The 23,852-nt window shown below is 72.2% G+C and carries 24 protein-coding genes; 11 read left to right on the top strand and 13 right to left on the bottom strand.

Going from position 1 to position 23,852, the window contains the following annotated elements; genetic code table 11:
- Positions 1–5 precede the first annotated feature (5 nt).
- Positions 6–680 (top strand): response regulator, encoded by a 675-nt coding sequence (locus ACFWUZ_RS29315; protein WP_384379349.1) that lies wholly within the window; start codon positions 6–8, stop codon positions 678–680.
- 23 nt (positions 681–703) lie between these two features.
- Here ACFWUZ_RS29315 and ACFWUZ_RS29310 read toward each other — a convergent pair whose 3' ends face one another.
- Both ACFWUZ_RS29310 and ACFWUZ_RS29305 read right to left on the bottom strand, forming a co-directional pair.
- Positions 704–2,215, bottom strand: a complete 1,512-nt coding sequence (locus tag ACFWUZ_RS29310) for a PH domain-containing protein (protein WP_384379346.1) — start codon at positions 2,213–2,215, stop codon at positions 704–706.
- On the bottom strand, positions 2,212–2,703 hold the full coding sequence (locus tag ACFWUZ_RS29305) for a PH domain-containing protein (protein WP_384379343.1): 492 nt from the start codon (positions 2,701–2,703) through the stop codon (positions 2,212–2,214). The genes ACFWUZ_RS29310 and ACFWUZ_RS29305 overlap by 4 nt, the downstream gene beginning before the upstream one ends.
- A gap of 106 nt (positions 2,704–2,809) precedes the next feature.
- On the opposite strand from ACFWUZ_RS29305, the gene ACFWUZ_RS29300 reads away from it, so the two are divergent.
- The gene (locus ACFWUZ_RS29300) at positions 2,810–3,952 is read left to right on the top strand and encodes an NADH-quinone oxidoreductase subunit D (protein ID WP_384379340.1); all 1,143 of its coding nucleotides are present in this window, start codon (positions 2,810–2,812) and stop codon (positions 3,950–3,952) included.
- A 79-nt stretch (positions 3,953–4,031) separates the two neighbouring features.
- The gene (locus tag ACFWUZ_RS29295; RefSeq protein ID WP_384379337.1) at positions 4,032–4,247 is read left to right on the top strand and encodes a hypothetical protein; all 216 of its coding nucleotides are present in this window, start codon (positions 4,032–4,034) and stop codon (positions 4,245–4,247) included.
- A gap of 302 nt (positions 4,248–4,549) precedes the next feature.
- Here ACFWUZ_RS29295 and ACFWUZ_RS29290 read toward each other — a convergent pair whose 3' ends face one another.
- The 4 genes from ACFWUZ_RS29290 to ACFWUZ_RS29275 form a co-directional block, all read right to left on the bottom strand.
- A complete protein-coding gene (locus ACFWUZ_RS29290; RefSeq protein ID WP_384379334.1) occupies positions 4,550–5,617 on the bottom strand; it encodes a hypothetical protein in 1,068 nt (355 codons plus the stop codon).
- Positions 5,618–5,715: 98 nt separating this feature from the next.
- On the bottom strand, positions 5,716–6,699 hold the full coding sequence (locus tag ACFWUZ_RS29285; protein ID WP_384379331.1) for an ABC transporter substrate-binding protein: 984 nt from the start codon (positions 6,697–6,699) through the stop codon (positions 5,716–5,718).
- Between the two features lie 59 nt (positions 6,700–6,758).
- Positions 6,759–7,436 (bottom strand): ABC transporter permease, encoded by a 678-nt coding sequence (locus ACFWUZ_RS29280; protein ID WP_384379328.1) that lies wholly within the window; start codon positions 7,434–7,436, stop codon positions 6,759–6,761.
- Positions 7,437–7,439: 3 nt separating this feature from the next.
- A complete protein-coding gene (locus tag ACFWUZ_RS29275; protein ID WP_384379325.1) occupies positions 7,440–8,126 on the bottom strand; it encodes an ABC transporter permease in 687 nt (228 codons plus the stop codon).
- Between the two features lie 145 nt (positions 8,127–8,271).
- On the opposite strand from ACFWUZ_RS29275, the gene ACFWUZ_RS29270 reads away from it, so the two are divergent.
- Positions 8,272–9,234, top strand: a complete 963-nt coding sequence (locus ACFWUZ_RS29270; protein ID WP_384379322.1) for an ABC transporter ATP-binding protein — start codon at positions 8,272–8,274, stop codon at positions 9,232–9,234.
- Between the two features lie 59 nt (positions 9,235–9,293).
- Here the strand turns inward: ACFWUZ_RS29270 and ACFWUZ_RS29265 are convergent, their stop codons facing one another.
- Positions 9,294–10,403: an alpha/beta hydrolase gene (locus ACFWUZ_RS29265; RefSeq protein WP_384379319.1), complete on the bottom strand. Its 1,110-nt coding sequence runs from the start codon at positions 10,401–10,403 to the stop codon at positions 9,294–9,296.
- A 151-nt stretch (positions 10,404–10,554) separates the two neighbouring features.
- Here ACFWUZ_RS29265 and ACFWUZ_RS29260 point away from each other — a divergent pair, with 151 nt between their 5' ends.
- The 6 genes from ACFWUZ_RS29260 (at position 10,555) to ACFWUZ_RS29235 (ending at position 15,459) form a co-directional block, all read left to right on the top strand.
- The gene (locus ACFWUZ_RS29260; protein ID WP_384379316.1) at positions 10,555–12,405 is read left to right on the top strand and encodes a phosphatidylglycerol lysyltransferase domain-containing protein; all 1,851 of its coding nucleotides are present in this window, start codon (positions 10,555–10,557) and stop codon (positions 12,403–12,405) included.
- Positions 12,406–12,487: 82 nt separating this feature from the next.
- Positions 12,488–13,360 carry a dihydropteroate synthase gene (gene folP / locus ACFWUZ_RS29255; RefSeq protein WP_384379313.1) on the top strand — a complete coding sequence of 291 codons (873 nt, stop codon included), beginning with the start codon at positions 12,488–12,490 and terminating at the stop codon, positions 13,358–13,360.
- A 79-nt stretch (positions 13,361–13,439) separates the two neighbouring features.
- Positions 13,440–13,826, top strand: coding sequence for a nuclear transport factor 2 family protein (locus ACFWUZ_RS29250; RefSeq protein ID WP_384379477.1), 387 nt, complete (start codon positions 13,440–13,442; stop codon positions 13,824–13,826).
- Between the two features lie 130 nt (positions 13,827–13,956).
- Entirely contained in the window at positions 13,957–14,316 is a 360-nt protein-coding gene (gene folB, locus ACFWUZ_RS29245) for a dihydroneopterin aldolase (protein ID WP_030010912.1), read from the top strand.
- On the top strand, positions 14,313–14,921 hold the full coding sequence (gene folK, locus ACFWUZ_RS29240; protein WP_384379309.1) for a 2-amino-4-hydroxy-6-hydroxymethyldihydropteridine diphosphokinase: 609 nt from the start codon (positions 14,313–14,315) through the stop codon (positions 14,919–14,921). Before folB ends, folK begins: the two co-directional genes overlap by 4 nt.
- Before the next feature lie 49 nt (positions 14,922–14,970).
- A complete protein-coding gene (locus ACFWUZ_RS29235) occupies positions 14,971–15,459 on the top strand; it encodes a DUF3180 domain-containing protein (RefSeq protein ID WP_384379306.1) in 489 nt (162 codons plus the stop codon).
- Between the two features lie 39 nt (positions 15,460–15,498).
- Here the strand turns inward: ACFWUZ_RS29235 and folE are convergent, their stop codons facing one another.
- The 6 genes from folE to dacB form a co-directional block, all read right to left on the bottom strand.
- Positions 15,499–16,107, bottom strand: a complete 609-nt coding sequence (gene folE, locus ACFWUZ_RS29230) for a GTP cyclohydrolase I FolE (RefSeq protein ID WP_384379303.1) — start codon at positions 16,105–16,107, stop codon at positions 15,499–15,501.
- A 104-nt stretch (positions 16,108–16,211) separates the two neighbouring features.
- Entirely contained in the window at positions 16,212–18,227 is a 2,016-nt protein-coding gene (gene ftsH, locus ACFWUZ_RS29225) for an ATP-dependent zinc metalloprotease FtsH (RefSeq protein ID WP_384379300.1), read from the bottom strand.
- Between the two features lie 183 nt (positions 18,228–18,410).
- Positions 18,411–18,971, bottom strand: a complete 561-nt coding sequence (gene hpt, locus ACFWUZ_RS29220) for a hypoxanthine phosphoribosyltransferase (protein ID WP_362394741.1) — start codon at positions 18,969–18,971, stop codon at positions 18,411–18,413.
- Positions 18,972–19,037: 66 nt separating this feature from the next.
- A complete protein-coding gene (tilS, locus tag ACFWUZ_RS29215) occupies positions 19,038–20,141 on the bottom strand; it encodes a tRNA lysidine(34) synthetase TilS (RefSeq protein WP_384379296.1) in 1,104 nt (367 codons plus the stop codon).
- Positions 20,142–20,467: 326 nt separating this feature from the next.
- Positions 20,468–21,604: a zinc-dependent metalloprotease gene (locus ACFWUZ_RS29210; RefSeq protein ID WP_384379293.1), complete on the bottom strand. Its 1,137-nt coding sequence runs from the start codon at positions 21,602–21,604 to the stop codon at positions 20,468–20,470.
- 38 nt (positions 21,605–21,642) lie between these two features.
- A complete protein-coding gene (dacB, locus tag ACFWUZ_RS29205; RefSeq protein ID WP_384379290.1) occupies positions 21,643–23,106 on the bottom strand; it encodes a D-alanyl-D-alanine carboxypeptidase/D-alanyl-D-alanine-endopeptidase in 1,464 nt (487 codons plus the stop codon).
- Positions 23,107–23,239: 133 nt separating this feature from the next.
- On the opposite strand from dacB, the gene ACFWUZ_RS29200 reads away from it, so the two are divergent.
- A complete protein-coding gene (locus ACFWUZ_RS29200) occupies positions 23,240–23,734 on the top strand; it encodes an inorganic diphosphatase (RefSeq protein WP_008742522.1) in 495 nt (164 codons plus the stop codon).
- The last annotated feature ends 118 nt before the right edge of the window (positions 23,735–23,852 follow it).

Here is a 23,852-nt window from a genome sequence, read left to right as displayed (position 1 = left end):
AACTGATGTCCATCCGAGTGATGCTCGTCGACGACCAGGTGCTGCTGCGCACCGGCTTCCGCATGGTGCTCGCCGCCCAGCCGGACATGGACGTCGTCGCCGAGGCGGGAGACGGCCTCGAGGCGCTGGAGGTACTGCGGTCCACCAAGGTGGACGTGGTGCTGATGGACGTCCGCATGCCGAGGCTCGACGGGGTCGAGGCGACCCGGCGGATCTGCCTGCCCGAGGAACACCCCAAGGTCATCATCCTGACCACCTTCGACCTGGACGAGTACGCCTTCTCGGGCCTGAAGGCGGGCGCCAGCGGCTTCATGCTGAAGGACGTGCCGCCGTCCGAGCTGCTGGCGGCCATCCGCTCGGTCCACAGCGGCGATGCCGTGGTGGCCCCCTCGACGACGAGGCGGCTGCTGGACCGGTTCGCGCCGATGCTCCCGTCGACCACGCAGGAGCCGCAGAACAAGGAGATCGAGCGGCTGACCGACCGCGAGCGCGAGGTCATGCTGCTGGTGGCCCAGGGCCTGTCCAACGGTGAGATCGCGGCCCGGCTGGTCCTGTCGGAGGCCACGGTGAAGACCCACGTGGGCCGCATCCTGACGAAGCTGGGGCTGCGCGACCGCGTCCAGGTCGTCGTCCTCGCCTACGAGACGGGCCTGGTCCGCGCGGGCGGCGGAGCGGGGTAGCCCGGGCCCCGGCCGGGCCCGCCTCAGGCGGTGCCGTCCGGCCCTGTCATCCAGCGGTCCGGGCGGGCCCCGGCCCGCGAGGTGCGCGAGCGGGCCGCCTGCGCGTCCAGGAGGACGGCCGCCTCCGCCGCCTCGCGCAGCCGGGCCGTGACCGTGCCGTTCGCCCCGGTGTCCACCCGGACGTCGGCGACCCCCCGGGCCCGCTCCCAGGGGCCCTGGCTCAGGCGGACGCTCTGGACCTTGGCGTGCGGGACGATCTCCGTACGTCGGCACAGGCGTCCGCGGCGGGCCGCGAAGACCTCCGGCGAGACGGCCAGCCCGTAGCCCTTCCACCAGACCGGGACCACCCACCGCGAACCGGCCCGCGGGGAGGGTGCGAAGGCCAGGCCCGCCAGGTCCACACCGGGCAGGACCCGGGCGACCACCGCGTACGCGGCCTCCCGTGCGGCCACCGGGACCAGGACGTCGTTCTTCGAGCCCGCCACCGCCAGCTCCACCCGGACCCAGCCGCGCCGCCGCCACAGCAGCGGTTCCACGATCCGTACGGTCTGCACCCGTCCGGGCGGCACGGTCTCGTGGGCCCGGTCCAGCAGCCCGTGGTCCAGGCGCAGCCCGTCCGGGGACTCGGCGACCCGCCAGTCGTACTCGGCGAGGAACCGGCCCGCGCTGGCCGCCCAGACCGCACCGAGCAGCGGGAGCAGGGTCACGACCGCGGCCCAGGGGCTGGCACTCAGCCACCACACGACGACCGGCCCGATGATCCCGCCGGCCAGCGCCGCCCAGACCCCGAGGCTCAGCAGCAGGGACACGACGAGGTCGCGCGGGCGGACGTGGAGCAGCTGCCGCTCCGGGGCCTCGCCGACCCGTACGGCCTCGGCGGGGGCGAAGCCCGCCGCCCGGGCCAGGAGTTCGGCGCGCAGCGCCACGGCGTCCTTCTCGGAGAGGAAGGACAGCTCGTCCTTGGCCTCGGCGCCTATGACGTCGAGGCGCAGCTGGGCGACCCCCACCACCCGGGCCAGCAGGGGGCGGGTGACGTCCACGGCCTGGATGCGGTCGAGGCGGATGTGCGCGGTGCGCCGGAAGAGGAGCCCGCTGCGGATGCGCAGCTCGCTGTCGGTGACGGCGTAGTGGGTGACCCACCAGCTCAGGAACCCGTACGCCCCGAAGACCAGGACCAGGGCCGCGAGCAGCGCGATGCGGATCAGGGTGGGCAGGTCCCCGATCCACTCCTCCGCCCGGTCGCCCTGCTGCACGAGCAGACCGGCCGTCGCGGCGATCGGGACCCAGGCCCGGCGCAGGGGCGTGAAGGGATGCAGCCGCCGGCCCGCGGCGGGCCCGCCGGCACTCCGCGCACCGTCCGTACCGGGCTCACCGTCCGCACCGGGCCCGCCGAACCCACCGGGCGCACCGTCCGCACCGTCCGCACCGGGCGCACCGGGCGCGGCGGTCCCGTCGCGGGTCGCCCCGTCGCCGGCCGGCCCGTCGCCGGCCGCCCTGCCGCCGGCCGTCCCGCCGGCCACCGGACCGGGGGTCACAGGCCCGCCGACCTTGCCTCGCCCAGCTCGGTCAGGCGGTCGCGCAGGCGCTCCGCCTCGGCCGGCGCCAGGCCCGGGATCTTGGCGTCCGTGGCCGCGGCCGCCGTGTGCAGCTGCACGGAGGCCAGTCCGAAGCGCCGCTCCAGCGGGCCCGAGGCCACCTCGACCAGCTGCATCCGCCCGTACGGGACCACCGTCTCCTCCCGCCACAGCACGCCCCGGCTGATCAGCAGGTCGTCCGCGCGCTCGGCGTAGCGCCAGGACCGCCAGTTCCGGCCCAGCAGCACCCAGCCCCAGGCCAGGACCAGCAGCCAGAACGCCCCGCCGGCCGCCCAGACCGGGCCGGCCGTCAGCCCCAGCACCACGGCGGTCACCACCGCCGGCAGGACCGTCCAGATCACCAGCAGCAGCCGCCGCAGGGTGAGCAGCCCGCCGGGCAGCCCCACCCACTCGGGACGGCCCGTCCCGCCCGTTGTCCCCGTTTCCATACGCCCACCCTAGGCGGGCGGCGCCCCGGCCGGCCGGGCCCGGGGCCGGACGCCGCGAGCCCGGGCTGGTCGACGCGGCGCGCCCCGCGGCTGAGACAATGCCCGCATGACGGAGACCACGGTCGGCATCGGCGGTGCGGCGGAGAGCACCGACATGGTGCTCAACATCGGCCCCCAGCACCCTTCCACGCACGGCGTGCTGCGCCTGCGCCTCGTCCTGGACGGGGAGCGGATCGTCAGCGCGGAGCCGGTGGTCGGCTACATGCACCGCGGCGCCGAGAAGCTCTTCGAGGCCCGGGACTACCGCCAGATCGTGATGCTCGCGAACCGCCACGACTGGTTGTCCGCGTTCTCGAACGAACTCGGTGTGGTCATGGCCGTCGAGCGGATGCTCGGCATGGAGGTCCCCGAGCGGGCCGTGTGGATGCGGACGCTGCTGGCCGAGCTGAACCGCGTCCTGAACCACCTGATGTTCCTCGGGTCGTACCCGCTGGAGCTGGGCGGGATCACCCCGATCTTCCACGCGTTCCGCGAGCGCGAGGAGCTGCAGGCCGTCATGGAGGAGATCTCCGGCGGCCGGATGCACTACATGTTCAACCGCGTCGGCGGCCTCAAGGAGGACCTCCCGGCCGGCTGGCTCGGCCGGGCCCGCGCCGCGATCGCCGACGTCCGCACCCGTATGGACGTCTACGACAAGCTGGTCCGCGGGAACGAGATCTTCCGCGCCCGGACCCGGGGCGTCGGCGTGCTCTCCGCCGAGGCGGTGCACGCGTACGGGGTCTCCGGTCCGATCGCCCGCGCCTCCGGCGTCGACTTCGACCTGCGCCGCGACGAGCCGTACCTGGCCTACGGCGAGCTCCAGGACGTCCTCGAGGTGGTCACCCGCTCCGAAGGCGACTGCCTGGCCCGCTTCGAGGTCCTGCTGGACCAGACCCACAACGCCCTCGACCTGGCGGTGGCCTGCCTGGACCGGATGGCCGAACTTCCGCCCGGGCCCGTCAACCAGCGCCTGCCCAAGGTGCTGAAGGCGCCCGAGGGCCACACCTACGCCTGGACCGAGAACCCCCTGGGCATCAACGGCTACTACCTGGTCTCGAAGGGCGAGAAGACCCCGTACCGGCTGAAGCTGCGCAGCGCCTCGTACAACAACATCCAGGCGCTGGCGGTCCTGCTCCCGGGCCAGCTGGTCGCGGACATGGTCTCGATCCTGGGTTCGCTGTTCTTCGTGGTCGGCGACATCGACAAGTAGCCGTCGCGCGGGGCCGTCCCGGGGCGCCGGCCGCGCGGCCGGGCACACCGCTGTCGGTGCGGCAGGGCAGACTGGGGGCATGTCCCATTCCCCCCGCCGGGCCTGCCCCAGCTGCGGCCGTGACTGCGCCGTCACCGCCGGCCGGATCGCCCGCCACGATCCTCCCGCCGGACGGGACCGCGGCGAGCTGGTCTCCTGTCCCGGCTCGCGGGCGCGGGTGGTGCTCGGCGCCTCGGCGCCCACCCTGGACGGCTTCGTCCTGTCCGAACACCCGGGGCAGCTGCCGCTGTTCTGAGGTGCGCCGGGTGGGCGCGAACCCCGGCGCCGCGGGCGGCCGGGGGTTCTCCCCCGCAACGGCCGGGGGGAGCCGGGGATGCCGCCCGCCGGACGGCCGGACCGGCGTTCCGGACATGACGATCGCGCGGGCCGACGAGCAGCAGCGGCGCCGGCAGTGGCTCACGCGCGGGGCCCTCGCCGTGGCCCCGGCGGCCGTACTCGGCGGCCTCGCCGCCCCGGACGTCCTGGCCGCACGGCACCACCGCAACCGGGACCGGGGCCGGTCCGCCCGCCGTCCCTGCCCCAGGGGGCGGTGCCGGACTACGAGATCGCGGTGCGGAGCCGGGCCACGTCGATCGGCTCGGTCTCGTCGTGGGCCGTCAGGTCGATGACCTGGCCCACCGCGCGCGTCTGGGCGGTGGCCGGCTTGACCGCGCCCTTGCCGGACGCCGGTTCGGCGGCGGTCTGCGCCGACTCCGCCTCGTGCACCGCCAGTGCCTCCGCACCGACCACGTCGGCCAGGTCCTCGTTCTGCACCGCCTCGATCACCGCACGGGCCTGCGCCGCGTTCTTGGTGCCGAAGAAGTCGAAGCCGCCCTCGACGCGGGACGTGGTGCGCTGCTGCGCCGCGTACGGGGCCACCGCGGACGCCGGCCGGCGCGCGGGCACCGCGGCCGCCCGGGCCGGGGCGGCCGGCGCGGGGCCGGCCGGGGCAGGGGCCGGAAGGGACGGGGCCGCGGGGGAGAGCGCGGGCGCGGGGTCCGGGTCCGGGTCCCCGTCGGGCAGCTCGCGGGCCTGCCGCCTGGCGGCCAGCGCGCCCAGCGCCGCGAGGGCCCGGGCGTAGCCGACCGAGGTGGGCGCGCCCGCCGAGGTGCGCTCCTCGGAGACGGCCGGAAGCTCCTTCGGCGCGGTGGCCGGGGCCGCCGCGGCCTCGATGGCCAGCAGGCGGCGGCCTTCCAGCGCGCTGGCGCGCTCGGTCTCGGCCGTCGCGTACCGCCGCAGCAGCGCCGCGTGCTCGCCCCGCAGCCCGGCCAGTTCGACGCGCTTCGCGCGCAGTTTGGCGTCGAGCCTGCCGCGCAGGAGGCGCGCCTCTTCGAGGTCGGACTCCAGCTCGGCTATCCGCTCCTCGGTCCTCCACTCGTCCTTGACGCGCTCGCGCGCGAGTTCCGCGACCCTGCGGCCCGCCGAGCGGTCCCAGGCGCGCATCACCACGGCGCCGGCCACTGCGGCGGCCGCCGCGAGGGCCACGAGCAGCCTGAGCGCGGTTCCGTCGTCGGGGCCCGCGAGGAGCCAGGCCGCGCCGGCGCTGGTGACGGACACACCGGCGACCGTCGTCGGCGTGAGCAGCCTGTGCAGGGGTTCGGGATTGCGGTGGCGTCCACGGGGCATGGCCTGAAATTTACAGGGAGTGGAGGTGGTGTGGGATACCTGCCCGGCAATCTCTTCCCGGGCAGTTACCCCACATTTCTCCATCAACCTCGTAACTGCTACTTCTTCAGCAGGCCCTTGGCGTCCAGGTAGGCCTTCGCGACGTCCGCCGGCTTGGCCCGCTCGGCGTCCACCTTGCGGTTCAGGTCGACGAGGTCGGCCGTCGTGAGGACCTTGGTCAGCGCGCCGAGGGCCTCCGCGACCTCCGGGGCGCCCGCGTCCTTGGCGTTGACCACCGGCAGCACGTTGTCGGCGTTCTGGAGCTTCTTGTCGTCCTCCAGGAGGACCAGGCCGAAGCTGTCGAGCGTGGCGTCCGTGGTCGTGGTCAGCGCCAGCTGGTCCGTGCCGTCCTTGACCGCCTGCTTCGACTGCGGGGTGCCGACGCCCTTGGGGTCGACGCCGGACACGTCGATTCCGTACGTCTTCTTCAGCCCCGGGGCGCAGAAGGGGCGGACGGAGCATTCGTCGCCCGCCGCGATCTTCACCTTCAGCCCGGACCTGCCGAGATCGGAAAGGGTCTTGAGATTGTTCTTCTCGGCGAATTCCCTGGATACGGCGAAGGCGTTCTGGTCGACGGCCTCACCCGGCGACAGCGCCTTCAGACCGAGCGGGCCCGCCAGCTTCTCCAGCGCCGCGACGGTCGCCGCGACGTCGCTCGACGCGACCGGCTTCTCCTCCGGCGCCTTCGCCCCGTTCACCTTGGCGTTGAGGAACTCGGCGAGCGTGGCCGCGTACTCCGGGACGACGTCGATCTCGCCCTTCTCCAGGGACGGCTCGTACAGCTCACGGTTGTTGACCGTCTTGACCGAGGTGTCGTACCCGGCGCCCCGGAGGACCTGCGCGTACAGCTCGGCCAGCACGTTGGACTCGGTGAAGCCGGCCGCGCCGATCACCAGGCTGCCCTTGTCACCCGAACCGCCCGGGGAAGAGGAGGAACCGGCGTCCTTGCTCTTCTCCAGGCTCTCACCGCCGCACGCGGTGAGCGAGGCGGTCAGGGCCACCGCGCCCAGGGCCGCGCCGAGGACGCGCGTGGACTTGCTCATGGTCTCCTCCAGAGGAGTGGGAAGGCGGGACGGACGGAAGGGGCACGGGAGCGGGAAGGTCAGGCGGTGGCCCTGCGCCTGGCGGGACGCGGCAGCAGCCGGTCCGCCGCCACCAGGGCGCCCTCCACCAGCAGGGCCAGCGCCGCCACCAGCAGGGCGCCCGCGACGACCTGGGCCGTGTTGTACGTGTTGAAGCCGGCGGTGATGATCCGGCCGAGGCCGCCCTGGCCGACCATGGCCGCGATGGTGGCCGTCGCGATGACCTGGACGGCGCCCGACCGCAGGCCGGTCATCACCAGGTCGCGCGCCAGCGGGAGTTCGACCCGCCAGAAGAGCTGGCCACCGGACATGCCCATGCCCCGGGCGGCCTCCACCACGGACCGGTCGACCTCGCGCATGCCCACGTAGGCGTTGGTCAGCAGCGGAGGCACGGCGAACAGGACGAGTGCGGCGATGGTGGGCAGGTAGCCCGCGTTGCGCAGCGGCGAGACCATGAACAGGGCCAGCACCGCGAAGACGGGCACGGCCCGGCCGATGTTGGAGACGTTCACCGCGAGGGCGCCGCCCTTGCCGAGGTGGCCCAGGTACAGACCGACGGGCAGTGCCACCGCGCAGGCGATCGCGAGCGCGATCCCGCTGACGTAGACGTGCTCGGCGAGCCGGTGCCAGACCCCGCTCTCCCCGGACCAGTTGGCGCCGTCGGCCAGCCAGTCCCAGGCCCCTTCCATCACGCCCATGCCTCAGGCCCCCTTCGCCGGGCGCGCGGCCCGCGTCCACGGCGTGAGCAGCCGCTGCGCTCCGAGGAGCAGCAGGTCCGCCACGAGCGCGAGCAGGACGCACAGCACGGAGGCGGTGAGCACCTGGGCCTTGAAGGAGCTGTTGACGGCGGGAGCGATCAGGTTTCCCAGGCCGCCCTTGCCGACGATGGAGCCGACCGTGGTCAGCGCGACCGTGGAGACGGTGGCGATCCGCACCCCGGCGAGCAGTGCGGGCAGCGCCAGGGGCAGTTCGACCTGCCACAGCAGCCGGCCGGGCCCGTACCCCATGCCGCGCGCGGCTTCCCGGACCTCCTCGGGGACGGCCTCCAGGCCGGCCAGGACGTTGCGGACGAGGATGGTCAGCGAGTACAGCACCAGCCCGGTCACCACGAGCGCCGCCGACAGACCGAAGAGCGGCAGCAGCAGGGAGAACATGGCGAGCGAGGGGATCGTGTAGAGCAGGGTGGTCAGGCCCAGCACCGGAGCCGCCCAGCGGCGTCCGCGGCGGGCCAGCAGGGCCAGGGGGACGGCGACGGCGATGCCCACGACCACGGACACAGCTGTGATCCAGATGTGTTCCACGGTGGCGTCGGTCAGCTCCTGGGAGCGGGAGGTGACGTACTCCCAGCAGAACCAGTCGTTCGCCACCAGGCAGTTCTGCCCGGCCATGCCCCGCCCCCTGTCACCGATCCGACGTACACCGGCGACCCTAACCCCCGACACCCTCGACGGCCGGAAACCTTCGCACAGGCGCAACACTCCCCTGACAAAGTCTTCGCCACAACCTGACGGCCGGTAGGGGAGGATGGCCCGCGTGATCCGATTCGAGCACGTGACCAAGCGCTACCCCGACGGGACGACGGCCGTCGAGGACCTGTCCTTCGAGGTGGCGGAGGGCGAGCTGGTCACCCTCGTGGGCCCGTCCGGATGCGGCAAGACGACCACGATGAAGATGGTCAACCGGCTCATCGAGCCGACCTCCGGCCGGATCCTGCTCGGCGGCGAGGACATCTCCGCCGCCGACCCCGTGGAGCTGCGGCGCCGGATCGGCTACGTCATCCAGCAGGTCGGGCTGTTCCCCCACAAGACCGTGCTGGAGAACACGGCGACCGTGCCCCAGCTGATCGGCACCTCCAGGGCCAGGGCCCGCGCCCGCGCGGCCGAGCTCCTCGAACTGGTGGGACTGGATCCGGCCGTCTACGGGCGCCGGTACCCGGAGCAGCTCTCGGGCGGCCAGCGCCAGCGCGTCGGCGTGGCCCGCGCGCTCGCCGCCGATCCGCCGGTGCTGCTGATGGACGAGCCGTTCGGCGCGGTGGACCCGGTGGTGCGCGAGCGCCTGCAGAACGAGTTCCTGACCCTGCAGAAGACGGTGCGCAAGACCATCCTGCTGGTCACCCACGACTTGGAGGAGGCCGTCCGGCTCGGCGACCGCATCGCCGTCTACGGAGCGGGCACCATCGAGCAGTTCGCGAGCCCGGCCGCGGTGCTGGGCGCGCCCGCCACCGCGTACGTGGCCTCCTTCGTCGGCGCCGACCGGGGGCTCAAGCGGCTCGCCGTCACCCCCGTCGGGCCGGCCGACCTGGCGGCGGCGGAGGGCAAGGCCCCGGGCGCGTCCGTGGAACTGGGGGCCAGCCTGCGCGAGGCGCTCGCCGCGCTGCTCCAGGAGGACTCGGGCCGGATCGGCGTCACGGACCCGGTATCGGGCGCGCTGGTCGGCGTACTGACCCCGGAGGGCGTCCACCGGGCCCTGCGCCGCGCCCGGTTGCAGAAGGCGTAGGAAGAGGAGAAGGGCCCGACCGGAGGGGTCGGGCCCTTCTTCACGGGCGGGCGGGAGGCTCAGGCCTCGATGCGCCCGCTCATCCACACCAGCATCGGGGGGATCTCGCGGCGCCACGTGTTGAAGTTGTGGCCGCCGCTGTCGAGGATGATCGAGGAGACCCGGTCCGGGCTCTTGACCAGCTTGACGAACTTCTTGGTGTCACCGAGGTTCGGTTCGCCCGTCTCGCTGCTGGTCACCAGGAAGGACGTACCGGACGGCTCCTTGTTCGCCATGGTGTGCAGGACGTCCGCCCGCTTCTTCAGCTTGTCGTCCCCGTGGAACAGGTCGCCCGTGGTCGGGTCGTCCGGGGCCTCGTAGTAGGCGGAAAGAGCCGCGGCCGCACCGAAGTTCTGCGGGTGGTGGGCGGCGATCTTCAGGGCGCAGTAGCCGCCCGTGGAGTTGCCGATGAAGCCCATGTTCTTGGCTTCCTTGCCGACCCGGAAGGTGTCCGTGATGGCTTGCGGGAGGTCCTGCGCGAAGAAGGTCTCGGTCTGCGGGCCACCGGGTATGTCCACGCACTCGGTGTCACGCGGGGGCGCGACGGTCGGGCGCATCATGACCAGGATCATCGGCTTCATCTTGCCCGCCTTGGACAGGCTGAAGGCCTTCATCGGGTAGTCGAGCCCTTTGATCAGGTTCTCGGCGGTGCCCGGGTAGCCGGTCAGGACGATGGACGCGGGGAAGTTCTCGTCCTTGTGCTGCGGCTGGAAGTACTCCGGCGGCAGCCACACGTAGCCGGGGCTCGTTATCCTGGACTTCTGCCCGGTGATCGCGACCTTCAGGATCTGACCGCCGACCTGCGGCTTGGCGCCGCCGGGGACGTCCAGCTTCTGCTTGTCGACGACCTTGATGTCCTTGCTGCTCATCGAGTGGTCGACGACCTTGCCCATGGACGTCTCCTGGCCGAACAGGTCGGCCCAGGACCCGTAGAACAGGAACGACTTGTTGGCCGCGAGACCGACGGCGGCGAACAGGGCGAGCTGCGTCGCGAGCAGCAGCCCGATCCGCCCGGTGAACGCGCGCCAGGTGCGGCCCGAGAGCTTCGGCCAGAACCAGACGGTGGCCGCGAAGAGCAGCACACCCGCGATGATGGCCAACGCCAGGACCGTATTACTGGTGAGACCCATGAGCAGTCAGTCGACTTTCTGATGGCAGGACCGGAAATTTCCGACGAAGAGTGAACCCGCTCCTCGTCGATGTCGTCCTACTGGACGCACCACACACCGGAGGCTGTCGCGGCCTTCGGCCACATGATCTCTCGCGGAGCAACGGGAAGCGATGTCTAGCAGGATAGATGGCGATAAGTCGGGACAGGTTCCGAGCAGGGTCCGCCGAATCCTCAGCGGGCCCAGGCCGGAGTCGGTGCCCGGCCTGGTAGGTACGGCCGTCATGATCGTCGGCCTTCTGGACATCGCGGCCGGGGTCTTCCCGCGATTCCGCCACAGCCGGATCCACGCGGTCACGGAGGTGCTGCCCGGCTCCCTCGGACCGTTCGCGGCTGCCCTCTCGATCAGCGCGGGCGTGCTGCTGCTGCTGCTCGCCCACGGCCTCAAGCGCCACAAGCGGCGGGCCTGGCGGGCCGCCGTCGTGCTGCTGCCGGCGGGCGCCGCGGCGCAGTTCACGTACCGGCACTCGGTCATCGGGGTGGTCATCGCGGCGGTGCTGCTCGCGCTGCTGCTGCGCCATCAGGGTGAATTCAGGGCACTGCCCGACCCGCGCAGCCGCTGGAAGGCGCTCGCGAACTTCGTCCTGATGAGCGCCGGCTCCATCGGGCTCGGCCTGGTCATCGTCAACGTCCACCCGGGCAAGGTCGTCGGCAGCCCCGGCCTGTACGAGCAGATCACGCACGTCGTCTACGGCCTCTTCGGCTTCGAGGGCCCCGTCGACTACGCCGGACGCGTGTCGTGGACCGTCGGTTACTCCCTCGGCGCCCTCGGCATGCTGACCGCGCTCACCACCATCTACCTGGCCTTCCGCCCCGAGCACCCGGCCGCCCACCTCACCGCCGACGACGAGGGCAAGCTGCGCGAGCTGCTCGCCAAGCACGGCGGCCGCGACTCCCTCGGCCACTTCGCGCTCCGCCGCGACAAGGCCGTCGTCTTCTCCCCCAGCGGCAAGGCCGCCGTCACCTACCGGGTCGTCTCCGGCGTGATGCTCGCCTCCGGCGACCCCATCGGCGACGTCGAGGCCTGGCCCGGCGCCATCGAGCGGTTCATGGAGGAGGCCAAGGCCCACTCCTGGACCCCGGCCGTCATGGGCTGCAGCGAGACCGGCGGCGAGGTGTGGACCCGCGAGACCGGGCTGGACGCCCTGGAACTGGGTGACGAGGCGATAGTCGATGTCAAAGACTTCTCCCTCTCGGGCCGCGCCATGCGCAACGTCCGCCAAATGGTGAAGCGCATCGAACGCAATGGCTACACCACCAAGGTCCGCCGGGTCAGCGAGCTCACCGAGGAGGAGCTGGACCAGGTCCGCGGCGCCGCCGACGCCTGGCGCGGCACCGACACCGAGCGCGGCTTCTCCATGGCGCTGGGCCGGGTCGGCGACCCGGGCGACGGGGACTGCTTCATCGCCACCGCCCACCGGGTGGAGGAGGGCGACACCAGCCCCTTCGGCGACCTGAAGGCGGTCCTGCACTTCGTGCCGTGGGGCAAGGACGGCATGTCGCTGGAGCTGATGCGCCGCGACCGCGCCGCCGACCCGGGCATGAACGAGCTGCTGATCGTGGCCTCCCTGGAGGCCGCGCCCGCACTCAAGATCGAGAAGGTCTCGCTGAACTTCGCGATGTTCCGCTCGGCCCTCGCCCGCGGCGAGAAGATCGGCGCCGGCCCCGTGCTGCGGATGTGGCGCGGGCTGCTGGTCTTCCTCTCCCGCTGGTTCCAGATCGAGTCGCTGTACAAGTTCAACGCGAAGTTCCGCCCCCGCTGGGAGCCGCGCTTCGTCGTCTTCCGCACCACCCGTGACCTGCCCCGCATCGGTTTCGCCGCGATGCAGGCCGAGGGGTTCGTGACGCTGGCCCTGCCCCGGCTCTTCGCCGGCCGCCGCCGTCCCAAGCCGGTCCGCACCTGCGCGCACCAGCACATCGCCGTGGTGCCCAAGCAGGCCGAGCGCGAGGTGCAGGCGGCCTAGTCCACGCCGAGCAGGTCAGGGCCCCGGCCGCCGACAGGCGCCGGGGCCCTGCCGTATCCAGGTCAGCCCTACCCTTGGACCTATGAACACGAAGCGCGGAGCCACCGGCAGGGGCCGGGTCGCAGGTCTGCCGGACTGGGACCGCTGCGGGGTCATGGGCGTCGTCAACGTCACCCCCGACTCCTTCTCCGACGGCGGCCGCTGGTTCGACACCACCGCGGCCGTCAAGCGCGGCCTGGACCTCGTGGCCCAGGGCGCCGACCTCGTCGACGTCGGCGGCGAGTCCACCCGGCCCGGCGCCTCCCGCGTCGACGAGGAGGAGGAGCTGCGCCGGGTCGTCCCCGTGGTCCGCGGCCTCGCCTCCGAGGGCGTCACCGTATCCGTCGACACCATGCGCGCGGCCGTGGCCGCCCGGGCCGTCGAAGCCGGAGCGGTCCTGGTCAACGACGTCAGCGGCGGCCTCGCCGACCCCGGCATGATCGCGGCGGTGGCGGCCGCCGAGGTGCCCTTCGTGGTCATGCACTGGCGCGGCTTCAGCGCCGGCATGAACAGCCTCGCCGTCTACGAGGACGTGGTGGCGGAGGTCACCGCCGAACTCCGGACCCGCATCGACTCCGTGGTCGCCGGCGGCATCGCCCCCGACCGGCTCGTCGTCGACCCCGGCCTCGGCTTCGCCAAGAACGCCGAACACGACCTCGCCCTGGTCGCCCACCTGCCCGACCTGCGCGCCCTCGGCTTCCCGCTGCTGATCGCCGCCTCGCGCAAGCGCTTCCTCGGCCGCGTCCTGGCCGGCGCGGCCGACGCCTCGCCGCCGCCCGCCCGCGAGCGCGACGCGGCCACCGCGGCCGTCTCCGCGATCGCCGCGCACCAGGGCGCCTGGGCCGTACGGGTCCACGAGGTACGGGCGACCGCGGACGCGGTTCGGGTGGCCCGCGCCGTGGAAGGAGCGCTGTGACCACCGACCGAGAAGGAGCCCTGTGAGCAGAACCGACATCGAGGCGGTCGAAGAGGTCAACACGGCCTTCTACGAGGCCATGGAGCAGGGGGACTTCGACGCGCTGTCGGCGCTCTGGCTCGACGACGAGATCTCCTGCGTCCACCCCGGCTGGCCGGTGCTGGCGGGCCGCGGCGAGGTCCTGCGCTCGTACGCGCTGATCATGTCCCACACGGACTACATCCAGTTCTTCCTCACCGACACCAAAGTGGCCGTCATAGGTGACACCGCGCTGGTGACGTGCACGGAGAACATCCTCAGCGGCGGACCCGCCGAGGACGGCGGAGAACTGGGCCCGCTCGTCGGCCAGCTGGTCGTCGCCACGAATGTGTTCCGTCGCACATCCGAGGGCTGGCGCCTCTGGTCCCACCACGGTTCTCCCGTCCTCACGGAGTCCGACGAGGACGAGGAGGGGGACGCCTCCTGACCCCACCGGCGGGAGCGGAGGTGTTTCGCAGGTAAATTCGAAGACGGACGACGCCGACCGCACTCGGCGTAGGCCCATGGCCCCGGGAAGCCCCGGGACCGGAAGACTTACGAAAGCAGGAGTGATTCGCGTGGATCGTGTCGCGCTGCGCGGCCTCAAGGCTCGCGGGCACCACGGCGTCTTCCCCCGGGAACGCGAGGAAGGCCAGACCTTCATCGTCGACCTCGTGCTGCACCTCGACACCCGCCCCGCGGCGGCCGGAGACGACCTGGCGAAGACCGTGCACTACGGGGTCGTCGCCGAGGAGGTCGTCGACGTGGTCCAGGGAGAGCCCGTCGACCTGATCGAGACCCTCGCCGAGCGGATCGCCCAGCAGTGCCTCAAGCACGAAGCGGTGGCGCAGGTGGAGGTGGTCGTCCACAAACCGGACGCGCCCATCACCGTCCCCTTCGACGACGTGACCATCACGATCACCCGGAGCCGCGCATGAACAACGGACTGAACGCACAGAGCGACCCCACGGTGCAGCCGGTACCCGCCTCCGTCGTCGAGACGGTCGACGCGGCGGACGTCACCCTGTCCAACCCGAAATGGGCCGTGATCGCGCTCGGTGCGAACCTCGGCAACCGCCTGGAGACCCTCCAGGGCGCCATCGACGCCCTCGGGGACACCCCGGGCCTGCGGGTCAAGGCCGTCTCCTCGGTGTACGAGACCGAGCCGTGGGGCGTCGACCCCGGATCGCAGCCCGCGTACTTCAACGCCGTCATCTCGGTGAAGACCACGCTGCCCCCCTCCTCGCTCCTGGAGCGCGGACACGCCATCGAAGAGGCCTTCGACCGCGTCCGCGAGGAGCGCTGGGGCCCGCGCACGATCGACGTCGACATCGTCGCGTACGCCGACGTGGTCTCCGATGACCCCGTCCTCACCCTCCCGCACCCGCGCGCCCACCAGCGGGCCTTCGTCCTGGCCCCGTGGCACGACATCGACCCCGAGGCCCGGATCCCCGGCCACGGCGCCGTCGCCGCCCTGCTGACCGAACTCGGCCAGACGGGCGTCACGCCGCGCCCGGACCTGGAACTCCGCCTGCCTGAGTAGTCGTTAGTAGCCTGTCCACGGCAAGTCGTTGAAAGTGGGGAACGGGCAAGTGAAGCAACTGAGGCCGGCGGTCCTGGCGGGGATCTTCGTCATCGCCGGGGTCCTGTCCTGGGCGGGCGCCCGGCTGTGGAACGCGTACGGCAGTCTGCCGGGCGTCCCGCTGGCCGCGCCGATCGTCCTGGGCACCATCGCCGTGGTGCTGCTGGCCACCGCCCTGTCCCTGCGGGCACGTCTCAAGGCCCAGCGCGAGCGCCGCCCGGAGGCCAAGGGCGTGGAGCCGCTGATGGCGGCCCGCGCCGTGGTCTTCGGGCAGGCCAGCGCCCTGGTGGCCGCCCTCGTGGCGGGCATGTACGGCGGTGTGGGCGTCTTCCTGCTGACCGAGGCCCTGGAGGTCCCCGCCCGCCGCGACCAGGCCTGGTACGCCGGGTTCTCGGTCCTCGCAGGCGCGGCGGTCGTCGCCGCCGCCCTGTTCCTGGAGCACGTCCTCAAACTCCCCGAGGACGACGACGAGGCCCCCGGAGCCCCGGCCCGCGCCTGACGGCGGCGGGGCGGACCGGGCGGGCCGCCGGGCCGCCCGTCAGCGGGCGATGATGAGGCTCATGGCCTCGTTGCGGGTCGCCGGGTCGCGGAGCTGGCCGCGGACCGCCGAAGTGATCGTCTTCGCGCCGGGCTTGCGGACCCCGCGCATGGTCATGCACATGTGCTCGCACTCGATGACCACGATCACCCCGCGCGGATCCAGGATCTCCATCAGGGAGTCCGCGATCTGGGTGGTCAGCCGCTCCTGGACCTGGGGACGGCGGGCGAACACGTCCACCAGCCGGGCCAGCTTCGACAGTCCGGTGATCTTGCCGTCGCTCGACGGGATGTAGCCCACGTGCGCGACACCGTGGAAGGGCACCAGGTGGTGCTCGCAGGAGCTCATGACCTCGATGTCCTTCACCAGGACCATCTCGTCGTGCCCGAGGTCGAACGTCGTGGTCAGCACCTCTTCGGGCTTCTGCCACAGACCGCCGAATATCTCCCGGTAGGCCCGCGCCACGCGTCCGGGGGTCTCCCGGAGGCCCTCGCGGTCCGGGTCCTCGCCGACCGCGATCAGAAGCTCACGGACCGCCGCCTCGGCGCGCTTCTCGTCGAACTCGCCGATCGTGCCCTCGCCACCGGTCAGGGTCACTGGGTCGGTCATCTCTTCCTCGTTCCTGTCTGTGCTCGCGGACATGCGAAAGCGCCGCGCCCCCCAGGCTAGAACCTGGGGGGCGCGGCTTCCATTCCGGGTGGATCGGCGGCGGACTACTCCGCGCGCTCCTCCGGCGAGGCCTCGGGGGCCTTCTCCACCGACACGGCCGACGTGCCGTTCGCCGAGTTGGTCAGCTGGAGCTCCTTGGGAGAGAGCACCGGCGGACGGGTGGAGGGGGTGCGGCGGGAGGAGCCGGTCCACGCGGGGCGGGCCGGACGCTTCACGATCGTCGAGAAGATCTCGGCGATCTGCTCCTTGTTCAGCGTCTCCTTCTCCAGCAGCGCGAGGACCAGGTTGTCGAGGACGTCACGGTTCTCGACGAGGATCTCCCAGGCCTCGTTGTGCGCGGTCTCGATGAGCTTCTTGACCTCTTCGTCGACCAGCGCCGCGACCTCTTCCGAGTAGTCCCGCGGGTGCGCCATCTCGCGGCCCAGGAACGGCTCGGTGTTGTCGCCGCCGAACTTGATCGCACCGAGACGCTCGGTCATGCCGTACTGCGTGACCATGGCCCGCGCCGTGGCGGTGGCCTTCTCGATGTCGTTCGCCGCGCCCGTGGTCGGGTCGTGGAAGACCAGCTCCTCGGCCGCGCGCCCGCCCAGCATGTACGCCAGCTGGTCGAGCATCTCGTTGCGCGTGGTCGAGTACTTGTCCTCGTCGGGCAGGACCATGGTGTAGCCCAGGGCCCGGCCGCGGGACAGGATCGTGATCTTGTGGACCGGGTCGGAGTTCGGGGAAGCCGCCGCGACCAGGGCGTGTCCGCCCTCGTGGTACGCGGTGATCTTCTTCTCCCGGTCCGACATGATCCGGGTCCGCTTCTGCGGGCCCGCCACGACGCGGTCGATCGCCTCGTCCAGCGAGTGGTTGTCGATCAGCTTCTTGTCCGAGCGGGCCGTGAGCAGCGCGGCCTCGTTCAGGACGTTGGAGAGATCGGCACCGGTGAAGCCGGGCGTACGCCGGGCAACCGCACCCAGGTCGACGTCCGGGGCGACCGGCTTGCCCTTCTGGTGGACCTTGAGGATCTCCAGACGGCCCTGCATGTCCGGACGGTCGACCGCGATCTGCCGGTCGAAACGGCCCGGGCGCAGCAGCGCCGGGTCGAGGATGTCCGGACGGTTCGTGGCGGCGATCAGGATGACCCCGCCCTTCACGTCGAAGCCGTCCATCTCGACGAGCAGCTGGTTGAGGGTCTGCTCGCGCTCGTCGTGGCCGCCGCCGAGACCCGCACCGCGGTGCCGGCCGACGGCGTCGATCTCGTCGACGAAGACGATCGCCGGAGCGTTGGCCTTGGCCTGCTCGAACAGGTCGCGGACACGCGAGGCACCGACACCGACGAACATCTCGACGAAGTCGGAACCGGAGATCGAGTAGAACGGGACGCCGGCCTCGCCCGCGACGGCACGCGCCAGCAGGGTCTTGCCGGTGCCGGGCGGGCCGTAGAGCAGCACGCCCTTGGGGATCTTGGCGCCGACGGCCTGGAACTTCGCCGGCTCCTGGAGGAACTCCTTGATCTCGTGGAGTTCCTCGACGGCCTCGTCCGAACCCGCGACGTCGGCGAACGTCGTCTTCGGGGTGTCCTTGGTGATGAGCTTGGCCTTGGACTTCCCGAAGTTCATGACCCGGGAGCCGCCGCCCTGCATCTGGTTCATCAGGAACAGGAAGACAAGGACGATCAGCACGAAGGGCAGGAGCGAGAGCAGCACGCTCAGGAACGGGCTGGTCTTGTCCGGCGCGACCTTGTAGCCGTCCGGGATCTGACCGGCTTCGTACTTGGTCTGGAGGTTCTGGGCGAGCTGGACGCCCTGGTCCCCGATGTAGTTGGCCTGGAACTTGGTGCCGGAGTTGTCGCCGAGCTTCTGGTCCTTCTTCAGCTCGACCTTGATCATCTGGCTGTCGCCGGTGGTGAGCTCTGCGCTCTGCACCTGGCCGCTGTTGATCGCCTTGATGACCTCGCTGGTGTCCACCGTCTTGTAGCCGCCGCCTGAGCCGACGACATTCATCAACACGACCACGGCGAGGACGGCCAGCACGATCCACATGACCGGCCCACGGAAGTATCGCTTCACGTCCATCCATACGGGGCGCCAGGCACCCCGTCCCTCCTGCCCGTAGGTAAATGCTGCTGTGAGTAAAGACTGTTCTTCGGAATGTACCCCTGAATTGTCACCCGCGGCCTCGTGGGACGGCTGACAGACCCGCCTTCCCCTCTTCCAACGGCGGGAATCGCTCCAGGGTTCCCCGCCCGGGTCGCTGCTTCAGCCGCCGTAGACGTGCGGGGCGAGCGTGCCGACGAACGGCAGGTTGCGGTACTTCTCGGCGTAGTCGAGGCCGTAGCCGACGACGAACTCGTTCGGGATGTCGAAACCGACCCACTTCACGTCGATGGCGACCTTCGCCGCGTCGGGCTTGCGCAGCAGCGTGACGACCTCCAGGGAGGCCGGCTGGCGGGATCCCAGGTTCGACAGCAGCCAGGACAGCGTCAGACCGGAGTCGATGATGTCCTCGACGATCAGGACGTGCTTGTCCTTGATGTCGGTGTCCAGGTCCTTGAGGATCCGCACCACGCCCGAGGACTGGGTCCCGGCGCCGTACGAGGACACCGCCATCCAGTCCATGGTGAGCGGGGTGGACAAGGCGCGCGCCAGGTCCGCCATCACCATCACCGCGCCCTTGAGGACGCCGACGATGAGCAGGTCCTTGCCCGCGTACTCCGCGTCGATCTTCGCGGCCAGCTCGGCCAGCTTCGCGTCGATCTCTTCCTTGGTGATGAGCACCGACTGGAGGTCGCCGCCCATGTCCTTCTCGTCCACCCGCATCACTTTCGTTGTCGGCCGGGGCTCCGGGGTGTGCCCCCGGAGGACTCAGCCGTGCTTCAGCACCAATCAGCCCTGCCGGATGACAAGTCTGCCACCCTGCCGCTGGGCCTCGACCCGGCCGGGCAGGTTGATGGCGCCCTGACCCCGCCATCCGGTGATGAGGCGGTCGACTTCTTCGATGTGGCGGGCGAAGAGCGAGCCCGCGGGAGAGCCGGCGGCGACCACGGCCCTGCGCAGCACCCGGCGGCGGACCGCCGGGGGAAGGGCGTACAGCTTGGCGCACTCCAGGCGGCCGTCCTCGTCCCGTACGCCGGTCTCGGCCTCGGCGGCCCAGGAGTCCAGGGCGTCGGCGTCGTCGCGGGAGAGCTGGGCGGTCCGGGCGAGGGCCTCCACGACCCCCTTGCCCAGCGCCTTCTCCAGGGCGGGCAGCCCCTCGTGGCGCAGGCGGGAGCGGGTGTAGGCGGGGTCGATGTTGTGCGGGTCGTCCCAGACGGGGAGGGACTGGACCATGCAGGCCTTGCGGGCGGTCTGCCGGTCGACCTGGAGGAAGGGGCGGCGGTAGCGGCGGCTGCGGCCGGGCCCGCCCGGGCCGCCCGGGCCACCGGAAGCTTCCGGCATGCCGGACAGGGAGCGGATGCCGGAGCCGCGCGCGAGGCCCAGCAGGACGGTTTCGGCTTGATCGTCCCGGGTGTGGCCGAGCAGCACGGCGACGGCGCCCAGGCGGTCGGCGGCCTCGTCCAGGGCCCCGTAGCGGGCGTCGCGGGCGGCGGCCTCGGGTCCGCCCTCGCGGCCGACGCGCACGGCGACGGACTCCACCGGGTCGAGGCGGAGCGCGGTCATGCGGGAGACGACCTCGGCGGCGCGCAGGTCGGATCCGGCCTGCAGTCCGTGGTCGACGGTGATGCCGCCGGCCCGGATGCCGAGTTTGGGGGCCTCGAAGGCGAGGGCCGAGGCGAGGGCCATCGAGTCGGCACCGCCGGAGCAGGCGACGAGGACGAGCGGCGGCCTGCCCGCCGGGGTCGGCGCGGGGAGGCGGCCGCCGGCGCGCGGAACGGCGCCGGGGGTCCCCCCGGACCGGGTCTGGGGGAGATCGGTGAGGTCGGTGAGGACGTCGTGGAGTACGCGGCGGACCGCCAGGCGTATCGCCGCGACCGCAGGATGGGGACCCATGTCCGGTGCCCTTCGGTGGAGTTCGGATGCCTCGGAGGCTCCCCCCGGCCGGCGCCGGTGGGCGCCGCCCGGGGGGTGTCGTGTGCTGGGGTGCTGCTCGGTGTCCCGTGTCCCCGCGAGAGGTCCCGCGGGACGCGCGGGTTGTCACTCAGAGTGCGTCGATGGTGACAGAGCCGAGCCGTTCCCCGAGCATCGCACGCCCTTTCACGGCCCACGGTCCCTCGGACGGGTGACGCTGCTTCCCCCAGTGAGACATCTTCAGGCCTGCCTGGCACCTGCGGGGCGACGCCGCCCCGCAGGTGCCAGGCAGGCCTGGGCCCCTTGCGTCAGCCTGCTTCGCTCCCCTTGCGGTGGACGCGGGCGACCCAGTCGGCGGGCTTGGCGATCTCGGCCTTGGTCGGCAGCGTGTTCGGGGAGGTCCAGACGCGGTTGAAGCCGTCCATGCCGACCTGGCCGACCACGGCGCGCACGAAGCGCTCGCCGTCGCGGTACTGGCGCAGCTTCGCGTCGAGGCCCAGGAGCTTGCGCAGGGCCGCGTCGAGGCGGCCGGCCCCATTGGCCCGGCGCTGCTGGAACTTCTCCCGGATCTCGGCGACCGAGGGCACGACCTGCGGGCCGACGCCGTCCATCACGAAGTCGGCGTGGCCCTCCAGCAGGGACATGACGGCGGTGAGCCGGGCGAGCACCTCCCGCTGCTCGGGGGTCTGCACGAGCTCGACGAGGGACCGGCCCTCCTCGCCGTTCTCGGCGTCCGGACGGGCGCCGGCGAAGGACTGGGCGGCTTCGCGGACCCGCTCCAGGACGGTCATCGGGTCCATTTCGGTGGCGCCCAGGAACGTCTGGATTTCGCCCTCGAGGTGGTCGCGCAGCCACGGGACGGCCGTGAACTGGGTACGGTGCGTCTCCTCGTGCAGGCAGACCCACAGCCGGAAGTCGTGCGGGTTCACCTCCAGCTCGCGTTCGACGTGGACGATGTTGGGGGCGACGAGCAGCAGTCTGCCGCCGCCGGCGGCCGAGCCCGGCAGGTCGCGGGAGACCGGCGCGAAGGTCTCGTACTGGCCGAGGACGCGCGAGGCCAGGAAGCTCAGCAGCATGCCCAGCTCGACCCCGGTGACCTTGCCTCCGACCGCGCCCAGGACGGCTCCGCCGGGGGCGCCCGCGCGGCGTTCCTGCATCTTGCCGAGGAGCGGCTGGAGCAGCTCCCGGAAGCCGGCCACGTTGGCCTTGACCCAGCCCGCCCGGTCGACGACGAGCACGGGGGTGTCGTGGACCGCCGCCCCCTCTTCGATCATCCGGGTGAACTCCCGTACGTGCCGTTCCGAGGTCCTGGCATGCTCGCGCAGCTCCGCGACCACGGCCCGGGCCTCGTCCCGGCCGACCTCCGGGCCGGGCCGCACCAGCCGGGTCGCGGTCGCCACCGCGAGGTTCCAGTCGACCATCTCCGCACCACTGATGCTCGTCATGCGTCAACCGTACGTGGACCGGCCCTTCCGCGGACCCCCTAGGGAGCGGTCGCCACCGCCGCGGCCAGCTTGTCGAGGCCCTTCTCGGCGGCCGGGCCGTCCGGGCTGTTCGCCGTCAGGAAGGCGAAGGCCAGCAGCCGGCCGGAGGGGTCGACGACGGTCCCGGAGAGCGCGTTCACGCCGCTGAGGGTGCCCGTCTTGGCCCGGAGCAGGCCGGAGGCCGGGGAGCTGCCGGAGTTGCGGGCGCGCAGGGTCCCGGTGAATCCGGCGACGGGCAGCCCGGTGAGGACCGGCCGCAGCTCCGGGCGCTGGGGGTCGGCGGCCTTGGCGAGCAGGGCGGTCAGCAGACCCGCGCTGACCTTGTCGGCCCGTCCCAGGCCGCTGCCGTCGGCGAAGCGGGAGCCGCCGACGTCGACGCCGAGGGCGGTGAGCCGGCCGGTGACGGCCTTCTCGGCGCCTTCGAAGCTGGCGGGCTGGCCGGAGGCCAGGGCGGTCTGCCGGGCCAGGGCCTCGGCGATGTCGTTGTCGCTGTGGGTCAGCATCCGCTCGACGAGCCCGGCCACGGGGGTGGAGAGGGTCGTGGCCAGGGGCTGGGCACCGGCGGCGGCCTTGGCCCGGGCGGGTGCGCCGGTGACCTTGATGCCGCGTTCGGCCAGCAGGGCGGCGAAGGCGCGGGCGGCGTCCCCGGACGGGTCGTCGGTGCGGGCGACGGGCCCGGAGACGGAGTCGTCGGGGCGGCCCTCGTCGGCCATCAGGGCGGTGACCAGCGCGATGTTGGGGTTGACGCCGATCGGGTGGCGGGCGGGGCCGGTGTAGAGGCTGTCGTCGTAGCCGAGGGTCACGCTGTCGGTGCCCGCGGCCTTGAGGGCCTGGGCGGTGTCGGCGGCGAGGGTGTAGAGGCTGCCGCCGGATCCGGCGGGGGCGTTCTTCCTGGCGGTGAGGGAGGGGTCTCCGCCGCCGACCAGCAGGATCTGCCCGGGGGCGGCGCCGGGGACCACGGTGGTGCGGATCCGGTGCTCGGGGCCGAGGGCGGCCAGCGCGGCGGCAGCAGTGACGATCTTGATCGTCGAGGCGGGGGTCATCGCGTCCCGCGCCCCGGACTCGTACAGCACCTGTCCGGTGGCCGTGTCGACCACGGAGGCGGTGCGGACGGTGCCGAGCGCCGGGTCGGCGAGCAGCGGCTTCAGCGCCGCCTCCAGCCCGCCCGGGGCGGCCGCCCCGACGGCGGCCTCCTTGCGCGGGGCTCCCGGGCCGACGGTGCCGAGCACCCCGGGGGCGCTCGGCGCGGCCTCGGGCAGCCGCTCACCACCGTGATCTGCGCCACCCGTACGGCCCCAGGAGGCGGCTCGCTCCCGCTCGGCCTTACGCTGGCCGGAGTCCCACGGACCGGCGGCGGCCACCGTCGCCACCGACAGGGCGAGGCCGGAGACGGCCGACCCTGCGATGAGCTGCCACGTTTTGATCGATGGCACCTCGGACCAGCCCCTTTCGCGATCACACATATGCGTGAGGGACACTTAACCACTGCGTCTTGCCGCGAGCATGGCACCCCACCCGGCAGGGCTGGGCGGGACGCGCACGCAGGTGAATGAACGCAGGCTCGGAGCAATGAAGCTGATCATGGAGGAGCAGGACGTGGAGTTCGACGTCACCATCGAGATCCCCAAGGGTTCGCGGAACAAGTACGAGGTGGACCACGAGACCGGCCGGATCCGTCTGGACCGTCGCCTCTTCACCTCGACCAGCTACCCGGCCGACTACGGCTTCGTCGAGAACACCCTCGGCGAGGACGGCGACCCGCTGGACGCGCTGGTCATCCTGGACGAGCCGACCTTCCCCGGCTGCCTGATCAAGTGCCGCGCCATCGGCATGTTCCGCATGACGGACGAGGCTGGCGGCGACGACAAGCTGCTGTGCGTCCCCGCCTCGGACCCGCGTGTCGAGCACCTGCGCGACATCCACCACGTCTCCGAGTTCGACCGCCTGGAGATCCAGCACTTCTTCGAGGTCTACAAGGACCTGGAGCCGGGCAAGTCGGTCGAGGGCGCGAACTGGGTCGGCCGCACCGAGGCCGAGGCCGAGATCGAGGCCTCGTACAAGCGCCTGGAGGCGCAGGGCGGCCACCACTGAGCTGCGCGCTCGCGGTGATGCCGTGACGGGCCGGGGGACTCCCCCGCGCCCCGTGTGACAAGGCGGGCGGTACCCCGGCAGGGGTGCCGCCCGCTGTCGCGTGTGCGGCGCGCGGCCC

Origin of the sequence: Streptomyces sp. NPDC058646 (assembly GCF_042716875.1) — a bacterium.
Classification (GTDB): Bacteria; Actinomycetota; Actinomycetes; order Streptomycetales; family Streptomycetaceae; genus Streptomyces.
The sequence above is the reverse complement of the archived record's forward strand: the minus strand, read 5'-3'. Positions and strand labels throughout refer to the sequence as shown.